At 73.8% G+C, this 13,248-nt stretch carries 10 protein-coding genes; 4 read left to right on the top strand and 6 right to left on the bottom strand.

All coding sequences use genetic code 11. The annotated features are described in order from the left end of the window. Positions 1 to 40 precede the first annotated feature (40 nt). The 3 genes from ACIGNX_RS19495 to ACIGNX_RS19505 are packed head-to-tail and all read left to right on the top strand — an operon-like array spanning position 41 to position 4,886. Entirely contained in the window at positions 41 to 1,837 is a 1,797-nt protein-coding gene (locus ACIGNX_RS19495) for a glycosyltransferase family 39 protein (protein ID WP_396541902.1), read from the top strand. Between the two features lie 38 nt (positions 1,838 to 1,875). Then, a complete protein-coding gene (locus ACIGNX_RS19500; protein WP_396541904.1) occupies positions 1,876 to 3,075 on the top strand; it encodes a glycosyltransferase in 1,200 nt (399 codons plus the stop codon). A 29-nt stretch (positions 3,076 to 3,104) separates the two neighbouring features. Continuing rightward, positions 3,105 to 4,886, top strand: coding sequence for an ArnT family glycosyltransferase (locus ACIGNX_RS19505; RefSeq protein WP_396541906.1), 1,782 nt, complete (start codon positions 3,105 to 3,107; stop codon positions 4,884 to 4,886). Here ACIGNX_RS19505 and ACIGNX_RS19510 read toward each other — a convergent pair. The 5 genes from ACIGNX_RS19510 to ACIGNX_RS19530 all read right to left on the bottom strand — a co-directional run bounded on the left by ACIGNX_RS19510 (position 4,871) and on the right by ACIGNX_RS19530 (position 11,181). Continuing rightward, a complete protein-coding gene (locus ACIGNX_RS19510; RefSeq protein ID WP_396541908.1) occupies positions 4,871 to 5,707 on the bottom strand; it encodes an SGNH/GDSL hydrolase family protein in 837 nt (278 codons plus the stop codon). The two genes, ACIGNX_RS19505 and ACIGNX_RS19510, sit on opposite strands and share 16 nt — an antisense overlap. A 62-nt stretch (positions 5,708 to 5,769) precedes the next feature. Continuing rightward, a complete protein-coding gene (locus ACIGNX_RS19515) occupies positions 5,770 to 6,969 on the bottom strand; it encodes a hypothetical protein (protein WP_396541910.1) in 1,200 nt (399 codons plus the stop codon). Between the two features lie 112 nt (positions 6,970 to 7,081). Next, positions 7,082 to 8,023, bottom strand: a complete 942-nt coding sequence (locus ACIGNX_RS19520; RefSeq protein WP_396541912.1) for a DUF389 domain-containing protein — start codon at positions 8,021 to 8,023, stop codon at positions 7,082 to 7,084. Between the two features lie 4 nt (positions 8,024 to 8,027). Beyond that, positions 8,028 to 9,809, bottom strand: a complete 1,782-nt coding sequence (aspS, locus tag ACIGNX_RS19525; RefSeq protein ID WP_396541914.1) for an aspartate--tRNA ligase — start codon at positions 9,807 to 9,809, stop codon at positions 8,028 to 8,030. Positions 9,810 to 9,993: 184 nt separating this feature from the next. Continuing rightward, positions 9,994 to 11,181 carry a S8 family peptidase gene (locus ACIGNX_RS19530; RefSeq protein WP_396541916.1) on the bottom strand — a complete coding sequence of 396 codons (1,188 nt, stop codon included), beginning with the start codon at positions 11,179 to 11,181 and terminating at the stop codon, positions 9,994 to 9,996. A 230-nt stretch (positions 11,182 to 11,411) separates the two neighbouring features. Here ACIGNX_RS19530 and ACIGNX_RS19535 point away from each other — a divergent pair, with 230 nt between their 5' ends. Continuing rightward, a complete protein-coding gene (locus ACIGNX_RS19535) occupies positions 11,412 to 11,882 on the top strand; it encodes a GNAT family N-acetyltransferase (protein WP_396541918.1) in 471 nt (156 codons plus the stop codon). A gap of 71 nt (positions 11,883 to 11,953) precedes the next feature. Here the strand turns inward: ACIGNX_RS19535 and ACIGNX_RS19540 are convergent, their stop codons facing one another. Then, entirely contained in the window at positions 11,954 to 13,078 is a 1,125-nt protein-coding gene (locus ACIGNX_RS19540; RefSeq protein WP_396541920.1) for a S8 family peptidase, read from the bottom strand. Positions 13,079 to 13,248: the final 170 nt, after the last annotated feature.

A 13,248-nucleotide genomic window follows, 5' to 3' on the forward strand; every position in this document is an offset into this window, starting at 1 on the left:
GCACAAGGACCGCCCAGGGTCCGCCGACAGGCTCGACCGCATGCGAGCGCGACTACCCCTGTTGCTGTTGCTGGCCGGCACGGCGGTGCTGTACCTGTGGCGGCTGGGCGACTCCGGTTGGGCCAACGCCTACTACTCCGCCGCCGCCCAGGCGGGTGCCCAGAGCTGGCGCGCGTGGTTCTTCGGCGCGACCGACCCGGCGGGCGCGATCACCGTGGACAAGACGCCGGCCGCGACCTGGGTGATGGGCCTGTCGGCGCGGCTGTTCGGCGTGAACGCCTGGAGCATCCTGGTGCCGCAGGCGTTGATGGGCGTGGCGAGCGTGTGGCTGCTGCACGCCACCGTCAGGCGCACGGCCGGCGAGGCGGCCGGGTTGATCGCGGGCGCGGTGCTGGCGCTCACGCCGGTGGCCGTGCTGATGTTCCGGTTCAACAACCCCGACGCGCTGATGGTGCTGCTGCTGGTCGCCGGCGCGTACGCCGCGGTCCGGGCCACCGAGCGGGCCTCCGCGCGGTGGCTGGTGCTCGCCGGTGCGGCGGTGGGGTTCGCGTTCCTGGCCAAGATGCTCCAGGCGTTCCTGGTGCTGCCGGCGTTCGGCCTGGTGTACCTGGTGTTCGCGCCGGCGGCGGTCGGGCGCAAGGTGTGGCACCTCGGCGCGGCGCTCGGCGCGGTCGTCGTCGCCGGCGGCTGGTGGGTGCTGGCGGTGGAGCTGGTGCCTCCGGGGTCGCGGCCCTACATCGGCGGTTCGCAGACCGACAGCGTGCTGGAGCTGGCCCTGGGCTACAACGGGCTCGGCCGGCTGACCGGCGACGAGGTCGGCAGCGTGGGCGGCGGCGGGTGGGGTTCGGGCGGCTGGAGCCGGCTGCTCGGCGACGAGATGGGCGGTCAGATCGCCTGGCTGCTGCCGACGGCGCTGGTGCTGCTGGTCGCCGGGTGGTGGGCGGCCCGCGCGGGCGAACGGGTCGGGCTCGCGCTGTGGGGCGGCTGGCTGGTCGTCACGGCCGCGGTGTTCAGCTTCATGAACGGGATCATCCACGCCTACTACACCGTGGCGCTCGCACCCGCGATCGGCGCGCTGATCGGGATCGGCGCGGTGGCGCTGTGGCGCAGGAGGCAGGAGCCCGTCGCCGCGGCGGCGCTGTCGGGTGCGCTGGCCGTGACCGCGCTCCAGTGCTACCTGCTGCTGCTCGACTGGTCCGCGGCGCTGGCCGCGGTCGTGCTGGTCCTCGGCCTGGTCGGCGCGGTGGGGCTGTTCCTGGCCGCCGTCGCGCCCGCCGCCGCGGTGGTGCCGGTCGCCGTGGTCGCCGCGCTGCTCGGACCGGGCGCGTACTCCGTGGCCACCGCCGCGACACCGCACTCCGGCGCGATCCCCAGCGCGGGACCGGCGTGGGGGAACGCGCCGGGTGGCGCGGTGTTCCGGGGACCGGGCGGCGGGTCCACCACCTTCCGCGGCGGCGGCATGGGCGGCATGGGCGGCCTGCTCGACGCGCCGACGCCCGGAGCGGACCTGGTGGCGCTGCTGCGCGACGGCGACGGCTTCACCTGGGCGGCGGCGGCCGTCGGGTCGAACAACGCGGCCGGCTACCAGCTCGGCAGCGGCGAGCCCGTGATGGCCGTCGGCGGGTTCAACGGCACCGATCCCGCGCCCACGCTGGAGCGCTTCCGGGAGCTGGTCCGCGACGGGCGCGTGCACTACTTCCTCGGCGGCGCGCTCATGCCCGCCGAGACCGGCAGCGACGCCGCCCAGCGGATCGCCGAGTGGGTGGCGGACGCGTTCACCGCCACGACCGTGGACGGCGTCGACGTCTACGACCTCACAGCCGGCGCACAGCGATGACACACGAACCGCCCAGCCCGGCGCCCGAGGGTGACCTCATGACCACGATCACGACGACCACCGTGCTCGACGTGGTGGTGCCCGTGCACAACGAGGAGCGCGACCTCGCGCCCTGCGTGCGCAAGCTGCACGCCGACCTGGCGGGGACGTTCCCCTACCCGTTCCGGATCACCATCGCCGACAACGCGAGCACCGACGGCACCCGTGCCGTCGCCGAGGAACTGGTCCGCGAACTGCCCGCGGTGACCGCGGTGCACCTGGCGGAGAAGGGCCGCGGCCGGGCGCTCAAGGCCGTGTGGGGCGCGTCGGACGCCGCCGTGCTGGCCTACATGGACGTGGACCTGTCCACCGACCTGGCCGCCCTCGCGCCGCTGGTGGCCTCGCTGATCTCCGGCCACTCGGACCTGGCGATCGGCAGCAGGCTCGCGCGCGGGGCCCGGGTGGTGCGCGGGCCGAAGCGCGAGTTCATCTCCCGCTGCTACAACCTGATCCTGCACGGCGCGCTCGCCACCCGGTTCACCGACGCGCAGTGCGGGTTCAAGGCGATCCGGGCCGACGTCGCCCACCGGCTGCTGCCGCACGTCGAGGACACCGGGTGGTTCTTCGACACCGAGCTGCTGGTGCTCGCCGAACGCGCCGGCGCGCGCATCCACGAGGTGCCGGTGGACTGGGTGGACGACCCGGACAGCCGGGTGGACGTCGTGTCGACCGCGGTCGCGGACCTGAAGGGCGTGGCGCGCGTGGCCCGCGGCCTGGCGACCGGCCGCATCCCGATCGGCGAGCTGCGCGGGCAGCTGGGCAGGCAACCGCTGGAGCCGCGGACCCCGGGCGTGCCGGCCGGGTTGTTCCGCCAGCTCGTCCGGTTCGGCGCGGTCGGCGTGATCAGCACGCTCGCGTACCTGCTGCTGTTCGTGGCGCTGCGCGGCGGCCTGGGCGCGCAGGGCGCGAACCTGGTGGCGCTGCTGGTCACCGCGATCGCCAACACCGCGGCCAACCGCCGGTTCACCTTCGGCGTGCGGGGTCGGCGCGGCGCGGGCCGCCACCAGTTCGAGGGCCTGCTCGTGTTCGGCCTCGGCCTCGCGCTGACCAGCGGCTCGCTCGCCGCGCTGCACTCGTTCACCGCACCCGGCGGGACGGCCGAGCTGGCCGCCGTCGTCGGGGCCAACCTCCTGGCCACCGTGCTGCGGTTCCTGTTGCTGCGCAACTGGGTCTTCCGCCCGCGCCGGGCCACGTCATGACCACACCGCCGACCGTAGGGACCGCTGCCATGACCACCGCAACCCTGACGGCCCCCGCACCGACCGCGGCCGCGCCACCGCCGCGCCGGAGCTGGACCACGCCCGCGCTCGTCGTGCTGCTGGCCGGCACGGCGGTGCTCTACCTGTGGGACATCACCGCGTCCGGCTGGGGCAACGGGTACTACGCCGCCGCCACCCAGGCCGGCGCGCAGAGCTGGACGGCGTGGCTGTTCGGCGGCCTGGACGCCGGTGGCGTGATCACCGTGGACAAGCCGCCCGCCGCGCTGTGGGTGAGCGGGTTGTTCGCGCGGGTCTTCGGGTTCTCCAGCTGGACCGCGCTGGCCCCGCAGGCGGTCGAGGGCGTGCTGGCGGTGTGGTTGTTGTACGCCGCGGTGAAGCGCACGTCCGGCGCGGTGGCCGGGTTGATCGCGGGCGCGGCGCTCGCGATCACGCCCGTGGCCGTGCTGGTGTTCCGGTTCAACCTGCCCGACTCGTTGCTGGTGCTGCTGATGGTCGCCGCCGCCTACTGCACCGTGCGGGCGGTGGAGAAGGGGTCGGGGTGGTGGCTCGCGCTGGCGGGCGTGGCGATCGGGTTCGCGTTCCTGGCCAAGATGGGGCAGGCGTTCCTGGTGCTGCCCGCGTTCACCGCCGCCTACCTGCTGGCCGCGCCGACCACGCTGCCCAGGCGCTTGCTGCACCTGCTCGGCGCGGGCCTGGCGGTGGCCGCGTCCGCCGGGTGGTTCATCGCGCTGGTCGAGGTGTGGCCGAAGGACTCCCGGCCCTACATCGGCGGGTCGTCGAACGACTCGCTGTGGGAGCTGGCCGTCGGCTACAACGGGCTGGGCCGCATCTTCGGCGGTGTCGCCGGCGGCGGCGCGGGCGGTGGCGGCAACCTCGGGTTCGGCGGCGAGACCGGCATCGGGCGGCTGTTCGGGGCGAGCATGGGCGCCGAGATCTCGTGGCTGCTCCCGGCCGCGCTGGTCGGGCTGGTGGCGGGGCTGTGGTTCACCCGCCGGCTGCCGCGCACCGACCGCACCCGCGCGGCGCTGGTGATGTGGGGGCTCTGGGTGCTGGGCAACGGGGTCGTGTTCAGCCTCATGAGCGGCATCACGCACCCCTACTACACCGTGGCGGTCGCGCCGGGCGTGGCCGCGCTCGTCGCCATCACCGGTCGGGAGCTGTGGCGCGGCCGCAGGCACCTCGCGGCGCGGGTCGCGCTGGCGGCGGTGGTGGCGGCGGCCGGGTTCTGGGGTTTCGCGCTGCTCCAGCGGTTCGGCGAGTGGCTGCCCGCGCTGCGCTGGGTCGTGGCGGCGGTGACCGTGCTGGTGGCCACGGCGGTCGTGATGGGCGTGCGGCGGGTGGCCGTGCCGGCGCTGGTCACCTCGGCGCTGGCGACGGCGGCGTTCGGCGTGGCGACCGCCGCCACCCCGCACTCCGGGTCCATCCCGATGTCCGGCCCCGCCTCCTACTCGGTGGACGGGGGCGGCGGGCGCGGGCCGATGGGCCAGGCGTCCGACGAGGTGGTCGAGCTGTTGCGGCGGACCACCGGCACGTGGGCCGCGGCGACGGTGAGCGCGCAGGGCGCGGCGGAGCTGTCGCTGGCCTCGGGCAAGGCCGTGATCGGGATCGGCGGGTGGAGCGGCGGTGACCCCGCGCCGACGCTGGAGGAGTTCCAGCGGTACGTGGCGGACGGGCGGGTCGGCTACTTCGTCACCGGCGGCATGCGCGGGGAGGGCGACATCGGCGAGTGGGTCGCGGCGAACTTCCCGGCCACGACGGTCGGCGGGACCACGGTCTACAGGCTCGGCTGACCCAGGCCCGGCGAGGCGGTGGTCGGCGCGACCACCGCCTCGGTCGCGACGTAGCGGACCGGTTCGGGGCGGCCCGCCCAGGAGCGGTACACGATCGTGGCCGCGTACGGGACGAGGTCGCGGCCCCGCCGCCACAGCCACGGGATGCCCTTCACCACCAGCCAGCCGAGGTGGTGCAGCGGCGTGGTGGCGAGCCCGCCCGTGCAGGTCAGCGACACGTGGCCGGGCACCTCGCACCCGGCCCGCGCCAACCGCTCGGCGAACGCCGCCGCCAGCCGCCGGTGCCCCAGCTCCGACGGGTGCAACCGGTCCACCGCCCAGGTGGCGGGCGAGTAGGCCCCGTCCAGCAGGTCGAGGTCGACGCACTCGACGCCGTGCCGCCGCACGACCGCGTCGACGATGCCGTTCAGCTCCTCGATGCGGGCCCGCAGCGCGCGTCGCAACGCCCCCGGCAGGCGGAACACCCGGCTGTGGTCGTGGAACCGGACCGTGACGACCGCGGAGCCGGCCGCCACGAGCGCCTGCACGACCGCGTCGAGGTCGACGTGCAGCCGGCGGGCGTCGAAGTCGGAGCGGAGCGTGTCGTTCATGCCGACGAGGACCACGGCCGCGTCCGGTCGCGCTCCCAGCGCCCTCGGCAGCTGCTCGTACCGCACCGAAGCCACCCGCGCCCCCGTGAACGAGACGTTCAGGTACCGGGCGCGCGGGAAGGCGGCGGCGAGCAGCGGGCCGACGCCCCGCCACCCGCCGGGCACGGGATCGCCCACGCCCACCGTCGTCGAGTCACCGAGGACCACCAGGCTGCGCACCGTCTTGGTCACGCGGAGACGATCGCGCGGGCACGTGACGGGCCGGGGACGTCCCGGGAACCACCAGCCGACCGCTACCGGAAAGCCGGGTACAGCGGGAGTTGCGCGGCCCGCGCGCCGTACCTCGCCACCAGCGCGGCGATCACCGCGTCGGCGTGCGCGGCCACGTGGTCGACGCCCGCGGCCAGCGCGTCGGCCCGCAGCCGGACCCACCGGGCGGTCAGCACGACGACCCTGGGCGGCGAGTCCAGCGGCCGGTGGCCGGACGGCAGGGCGGAGTCCAGGCCCGGCAGCCCGCGCCACGTGCCGAGCCACACCCACAGCAGTTGCGCCTCCAGCAGGCGCGGCAGGAACACGGCGTCGTCGTCCAGCTCCGGCCACACCGACGACACCTCGGCCCGCCACGCCGCGATCATCGCCTCCGACATGCCGGCGGGCAGCCCGTAGGCGCACCAGCACGACGGGAACGGCACCCGCAGGCACGCCGCGTCCAGCACGATGTCGCGCACGCACCCGCCCTCGAAGTCGAGGAACCGCACGCCCTTGCTGGTCACGAGGTGGTTGTCCGGGCACGACGTGGACGGGCTGAACGCCCTGCGCCGCGACGTCACGAACCCCCGCACGGCCTGCTCGGCGTACCCGCGCACGGACTCGGGCGTGTCGACTTCCAACGATTCAACGAGCAGCCCGGGCAGCCCCGCCAACGCGGTGTGCACGTCCACCACGATCGGGTCGGCGCAGCACTGCGAGCCCTGCCGGCGCATCAGCGCGTCGAAGTCCGCGTCCCGCCCGGCGGTCGTCGCGTGCAGCCGGCCCATCGCGTGCGCCCACGACAGCAGCCCGCGCTCGGCGGCCCGCGCGTCGGAACCGAGCAGCTTCTCGGCCAACCGCGGCGCCTTGCCGAGGTCCTCCAGCACGACCAGCCGCTTGGCGTTGTCCTGCGCCACCAGCTCGGGGGTGAGGCGTTCCTCGGACGGCAGCGCGGTGAGCAGCTTGTGGCTCACCACCTCGTGCGCGAACGGGTCGCGGTCGGCGACCGGCGACGGGTAGCGCTTGACCACCAGCGTGCGGGGCAGGGAGAACGGGGTGTGGGCCACCCGGACGCGCGCGACCACGGACCGGCCCGCTCCCCCGAGGTCCTCGGGGTCGGCCAGCCGGACCGGTGCGCCGAACCTCTTGCTCAACACCGACTGGGCCGCCGCCACCGCGTCGTCCAGCTCCGAGGGGGCGGCGTCGTCGATGTCCTGCGGGCCGGCGGTGATCTCCAAGCTCATCCCCTCCGACCCTACTCCCGGTGCCGACCGTCCTGACAGAACCCGTCCGGGCACCGTGACGGTAGTGCTCACGGGCCGCCCTGCTCCACCTTTTGTGGAAAACGGCCCGCGGTCAACCGCCGGCGAGGGGTCGTCCCAGGTCGCGGACCGCGCCGCGGCGGTTGCGCAGCGCCAGGACCAGCGCCGCCGCCATCACGACCCCGGTGAGGTTCACCGCCAACTGCGCAACCGACTGGAGGCATATGTCCCACTCACCGAGAACGGCGGCGACCGCGGCGAAGCCGGCGGCGGGCACGGTGGTGACCGAAATGAACACGCCGACGAGCGCGGCGGACTTGGCGGACGTCATCGACAGCATCCCGGCCGCGCCGGCGAGGAGCGCCACGATCAACGAGAACGGCCCGACCTGGAACACGAAGTCGACCTCGTGCGCGGACAGCACCATGTCGCGGTTGAACAGCCCGGTGAACGACCCCGCGAACGCCGCACCCGCGGTGATCGCCATGGCCACCGGGAAGCCGACCGCCAGCGCCAGCGCGGCGCGGCCGACGAGGTCCCACCGCCGCAGCACCAGGCCCACCGCGAAGGCGGCCAGCGGGCCGAACTCCGGACCCACCACCATCGCACCGACGATCGTGATCGGCGAGTTCGTCACCACGCCGACCGCCGCGAGCAGGCACGCGATGGTCAGGAACGCCAGGAACGTGGCGTTGAGCCGGGACTCCTCGCCGGTGCGGGCCAGCAGCTCCTCCCACACCACGGCGTCCGCGCCGTCGCCGGGCGCGGCCTCCTCGGCGCGGTCGGCCGCGTCGGACAGGGCGGTGTCGACCTGCGCGAGCGTGATGCCGCCGTCCCGGTCCACGCCCAGCTCGCACAGGGAGGCCACCACCGCGTCGGCGGCCTCCCGGGCGACGTCGGCCTCGACCACGTCGCCTGCCGGTTCGACGGCCGCGCCGCGCAGCACGACGACGTGCGTGACGCCGGCGTGCTCGCGCAGCGCGGCCAGGACCCCGTCCGCGCGCCCGGCCGGGCAGATGGCCCGCAGGTGCAGCACGGCGCTACTGGCCGGCCTTCTCCGGCGCGGGCTTGAAGTCGACGCCCGCCTCCTTGCGCTGCTGGGGGGTGATCGGCGCGGGCGCGGCGGTCAGCGGGTCGTAGCCGCCACCGCTCTTGGGGAACGCGATGACCTCGCGGATCGAGTCGTACCCGCCGAGCAGCATGGCGATGCGGTCCCAGCCGAACGCGATGCCGCCGTGCGGCGGCGCGCCGTACTTGAAGGCGTCGAGCAGGAAGCCGAACTTCTCCTGCGCCTCCTCGGGCGTGATGCCCATGACCTGGAACGCGCGCTGCTGCACGTCGGCGCGGTGGATACGGATCGACCCGCCGCCGATCTCGTTGCCGTTGCAGACGATGTCGTAGGCGTAGGCCAGGGCGTGGCCCGGGTCCTCCTCGAACCGGTCGATCCACTCGGGCGTCGGCGAGGTGAACGCGTGGTGCAGCGCGGTCCACTTGCCGCTGCCGACGGCGACGTCGTCGCCGATCTTGTCGACCGCCTCGAACATCGGGAAGTCCACGACCCACACGAACGACCAGGCGTTCGGGTCGACCAGGCCGACCCGGTGCGCGATCTCGACCCGGGCCGCGCCGAGCAGCGCCCGCGCGCCGTCCGGGTCGCCCGCGCCGAAGAACACGCAGTCGCCGGGGTTCGCGCCGACGGCCTTGGCCAGCCCGTCGCGCTCGGCGTCGGACAGGTTCTTGGCGACCGGGCCGCCGAGCGTGCCGTCCTCCTGCACCAGCACGTACGCGAGGCCCTTCGCGCCGCGCTGCTTGGCCCACTCCTGCCACGCGTCGAGCGTGCGGCGGGGCTGGGACGCGCCGCCGGGCATGACGACCGCGCCCACGTACGGCGCCTGGAACACGCGGAACGGCGTGTCCTTGAAGTACTCGGTCAGCTCGGTCAGCTCGAGGTCGAAGCGCAGGTCCGGCTTGTCCGTGCCGTACTTCGCCATCGCCTCGGCGTAGGAGATGCGGCGGAACGGCCGGGCGATCTCGTGGTCGGCCAACCCCCGCCACAGCGCGGAGATGATCTTCTCGCCGAGCTCGATCACGTCGTCCTGCTCGACGAAGCTCATCTCGATGTCGAGCTGGGTGAACTCGGGCTGCCGGTCGGCGCGGAAGTCCTCGTCGCGGTAGCAGCGGGCGATCTGGTAGTACCGCTCCAGGCCGCCGACCATGAGCAGCTGCTTGAACAGCTGCGGCGACTGCGGCAGGGCGTACCAGGAGCCGGGGCGCAGCCGCGCCGGCACCAGGAAGTCGCGCGCGCCCTCGGGGGTGGAGCGGGTCAGCGTGGGGGTCTCGACCTCCACGAAGTCCTCGGCGTGCAGCACCTCGCGGGCGATCCGGTTGGCCTCGCTGCGCAGTCGCATCGCCTTGGCCGGGCCGCTGCGGCGCAGGTCGAGGTAGCGGTGCCGCAGCCGGGCCTCCTCGCCGACCTCCAGGTGCTCGTCGAGCTGGAAGGGCAGCGGCGCGGACTCGTTGAGGACCTCCAGCTCGGTGGCGTAGACCTCGATGTCACCGGTGGGCAGGTCGGGGTTCTCGCTGCCCTCGGGGCGGCGGGTCACGTCGCCGACGACCTTGATCACGAACTCCGAGCGCAGCTTGTGCGCGCGTTCGGCCATCTCGCCCTCGCGGAAGACGACCTGCGCCACGCCGGAGGCGTCCCGGAAGTCGATGAAGATCACCCCACCGTGATCGCGCCTGCGGGCCACCCACCCGGTCAGGGTGACGGACTGCCCGGCGTGCTCGGCGCGGAGCTTCCCGGCCTCGTGCGTGCGCATCACGGGAACTGCTCTCCTCGGTGTTCGGGTCTTCTGGGGGTCGGCTCGACCGACGACTGGTCGTCAAGGCTAGCCAACGGCGTGGTGGGCGACGCCACCAGGTTTCCCCGCGGCGGCGCGCCGCCCCTGGTGAACGGCCGGAGCCGCCCCCCTGCCGGGGGACGGCTCCGGTGTGCGCGCGGTGCGATCAGGCGCTGGGCGCCAGGTACAGCAGGCGGTTCGGGGAACCGCTGCCGGGGCTGCCGACCACGCTGGGCGTGGCCTGGCCGACCAGGTAGCTCGACACCTGGGCCGGCGTCGCCGACCGGTTGTTCTGCAGGTAGCGGGCCGCCGCGCCGGCGACGTGCGGGGTCGCCATCGAGGTGCCGCTGATGGTGTTGGTGGCGGTGTCGCTGGTGTTCCACGACGAGGTGATCGAGGAGCCCGGCGCGAAGATGTCCAGCACCGAACCGTAGTTCGAGTAGCTGGCGCGGGCGTCGGTGTTGGTGGTCGCGCCGACCGTGATGGCGGCGGCCACGCGGGCCGGCGAGTAGTTCGACGCGTTGGCGTTGCTGTTGCCCGCCGCGATGGCGTAGGTGACGCCCGCCGAGATCGAGCGGCTCACGGCCGAGTCGATCGTGGTGGACACGCCGCCGCCGAGGCTCATGTTGGCCACGGCCGGCTTGACGTGGTTGTTGGTCACCCAGTCGATGCCCTCGACGACGTCGGCGGTGGTGCCGCTGCCGGCGTCGTTCAGCACGCGCACGGCGTAGACGGTCGCGCCCTTGGCCACGCCGTACTGGCTGCCCGCGATGGTGCCGGCGACGTGCGTGCCGTGGCCGTTGCCGTCCTGCGCGACGCTGTCGTTCTGGACGGCGTCGTAGCCGTTGCGGGCGCGGCCGCCGAAGGTGCTGTGGGAGATCCGCACGCCGGTGTCGATGACGTAGACGTTCACGCCCGAACCGGTCGAGGTGTAGCTGTAGGACGAGTCCAGCGGCAGGTTGCGCTGGTCGATCCGGTCGATGCCCCACGACGGCGGGTTGGTCTGCGTGGTCTGGATGGTGAAGACCTGGTCCTGCTCGACGTACTCGACCGCCGGGTTGGCCGCGAGCCGCTTGGCCGCCGCCTCGGGCAGCGACACGGCGAAGCCGTTGATCGCGCTGCGGAACACGGTGTCGACCTTGCCGCCGTACTGGCCCGCCAGCCGCTCGGCGGAGGCCGACGAACCGTCCTTCAGCTTCACGATGAAGTGGTTCTGGACCTTGTGGGCGGCGTCGGCGGCGCGGATCTCGCCCTCGGCGGCCTGCGCCGGGGCGGCCAACAGGGAGGACGCGGTGACGACGAGCGCCGTCGCCCCGACCCCGGCCAGGAACCGGACCTGTCGTGACTGTCGCATGCGGATTCCGTTCTTCGAACGGTGGCCCCGACGCACCCGAGGAGCTGTGCAGGGCTCGGGGGTGACGGTGGGCCACCTTGCCCTCGCTGACAGTCACAAGGTAGGCACCTGGAACGTTCATCCGGAAGAGTGAACAATTGACGTTAAACCTGCTGCGTCAATAAACCGCGTGACCTGCGGGTTCCCACACTCCGGAAGCGGTGGCGCAACGGCGGCGCTACCGTCCCGACATGCGTCTGGAACCGGTCACCGAGGAGAACTACCAGGCCGTCATCGGGCTGGAGGTGCACGAGGAGCAGCGCGCGTTCGTCGCGACGAACCTCAAGTCGATCGCGGACGCGTGGGTGTACCGCCCGAGGATGCAGCCGCTCGCGCTGGTCGGCGAGACCGGGCTGGTCGGCTTCACGCTGCTGGAACGCGAGCGGCCGCGGGAGCTGCACATCGTGCGGTTCATGATCGACCGGCGGGCGCAGGGCCGCGGCCTGGGCCGCCGGGGGCTCGCCGCGATCGCCGACGTGGCGCGGTCGGAGGGTCGGGCGGAGCTGGTGCTGAGCGTGGTGCCGGGCAACGCGGTGGCCCGGGGCCTGTACGCGGCGTTCAGGTTCACCGACACGGGTGAGGTGGACGGGGGCGAGCTCGTGATGCGCCACGAGCTCGCCCCGTCGACCCACCTCACCCGGGAGCAGCTCGCCGGGCAGTAGCGCGGCACCGGCCGCGTCCGCTGCCGGGGGCTGCCGGGCGGCGCGTCACCCGGCGGCCCCCGGGCGGCAGGTCACCGGGTGGGCGACCAGTACAGCAGCCGGCCCCAGGACAGCGGCGTGGCCTCGTCGACCACCGCGGCGTGCACCTGGGCCGGCGTCGCGCCCGGGTTCAGCTGGAGGAACCGCAGCGTCACGCCGGTGACGTAGGCGGTGGACAGGGACGTGCCGCTCAGCGTGTTCGTCGCGGTGTCGCCGGTGTTCCACGCGACGGTGATGCCGGTCCCGTAGGCGTAGACGTCGACCACCGCGCCGTAGTTCGAGAAGGACGCGCGAACGTCGGCGTTGGTGGACGAGCCGGACGTCAGGGCCTCCGTCACGCGGGCGGGCGAGTTGTTGGCGGCGTTGCCGTTGCTGCCGCCCGCCGTGACGGACGCGGTGACGCCCGCGGCGATCAGCCGGCGCACCGCGTCGTCCATCGCGGTCGACGCGCCGCCGCCCAGGCTCAGGTTGGCCGAGGCCGGCTTGACGTGGTTGCGGGCCACCCAGTCGATGCCCGCGATCACGCCGGCGGTCGTGCCGCTGCCCGACCCGTTGAGCACCCGCACGCCGCACACCCGGCCCTGCTTGGCGACGCCGTTCACGGTGCCGACGATGAGCGACGCGACGGCCGTGCCGTGCCCGTTGTCGTCCTGCGGCACGCTGTCGTTGTCGATCGCGTCGTAGCCCGCGCAGGTGCGGCCCGAGAACTCGGTGTGCGTGGTCCGGATGCCGGTGTCGATCACGTAGGCCCGGGTGTTCGCGCCGGTCGAGGTGTAGCTGTACGCGGTGTCGACCGGCAGCGCCCGCTGGTCGATCCGGTCCAGGCCGAACGGCGCGTTGGGCTGGGTGGTGTGCGCCCGCACGACCTGGTCCTGCTCGACGTACTCCACCGCCGGGTCGGCGGCGAGGCGGCGGGCCTGCTTCGCGGTCATCGTGACCGCGAAGCCGTGCAGCGCGGGGAACGAGCGGGTGACCCGGCCGTCGAGCCGGGCGGTCACCGCCTCGGCCGCGACGGCGTCCTTGAGCTTGACGACGTAGCTGCCGGGCACGGCGGTGGCCGAGCCCGCGTGGAGCACCGCGCCCTCGGCGTGCGCCGGCGCGGTGAGGGTGACGGCGGCCAGGGCGGCGACGCCCAGGCCGGAGAGCGGTGTGCGCATGGCAGTTCCCTAAGGTTGATGTTGTTCGGGGTTGGTGCCCCGGATGCCCAGGGCGATGGGGTGTGGCTGATGGCATGTCTGCCGCGCGGTGGCTCGGAAGGAATGGCCGCCCCGTCGTTCCGGACGCCCTGGCCACTGATTCAGACCTGTTGCGGATCGTCGCTGTTTAG

It is taken from the genome of Actinosynnema sp. NPDC053489, from assembly GCF_044544865.1.
Taxonomy (GTDB): domain Bacteria; phylum Actinomycetota; class Actinomycetes; order Mycobacteriales; family Pseudonocardiaceae; genus Actinosynnema.

What these genes read in the sequence shown, in the direction of transcription:
- ACIGNX_RS19500 (WP_396541904.1), top strand. Translation starts at nt 1,876, where the DNA reads ATGACCACGATCACGACGACCACCGTGCTCGACGTGGTGGTGCCCGTG.
- ACIGNX_RS19505 (WP_396541906.1), top strand. Translation starts at nt 3,105, where the DNA reads ATGACCACCGCAACCCTGACGGCCCCCGCACCGACCGCGGCCGCGCCA.
- ACIGNX_RS19530 (WP_396541916.1), bottom strand. Translation starts at nt 11,181, where the DNA reads ATGCGACAGTCACGACAGGTCCGGTTCCTGGCCGGGGTCGGGGCGACG.
- ACIGNX_RS19540 (WP_396541920.1), bottom strand. Translation starts at nt 13,078, where the DNA reads ATGCGCACACCGCTCTCCGGCCTGGGCGTCGCCGCCCTGGCCGCCGTC.
- ACIGNX_RS19535 (WP_396541918.1), top strand. Translation starts at nt 11,412, where the DNA reads ATGCGTCTGGAACCGGTCACCGAGGAGAACTACCAGGCCGTCATCGGG.
- ACIGNX_RS19495 (WP_396541902.1), top strand. Translation starts at nt 41, where the DNA reads ATGCGAGCGCGACTACCCCTGTTGCTGTTGCTGGCCGGCACGGCGGTG.
- ACIGNX_RS19515 (WP_396541910.1), bottom strand. Translation starts at nt 6,969, where the DNA reads ATGAGCTTGGAGATCACCGCCGGCCCGCAGGACATCGACGACGCCGCC.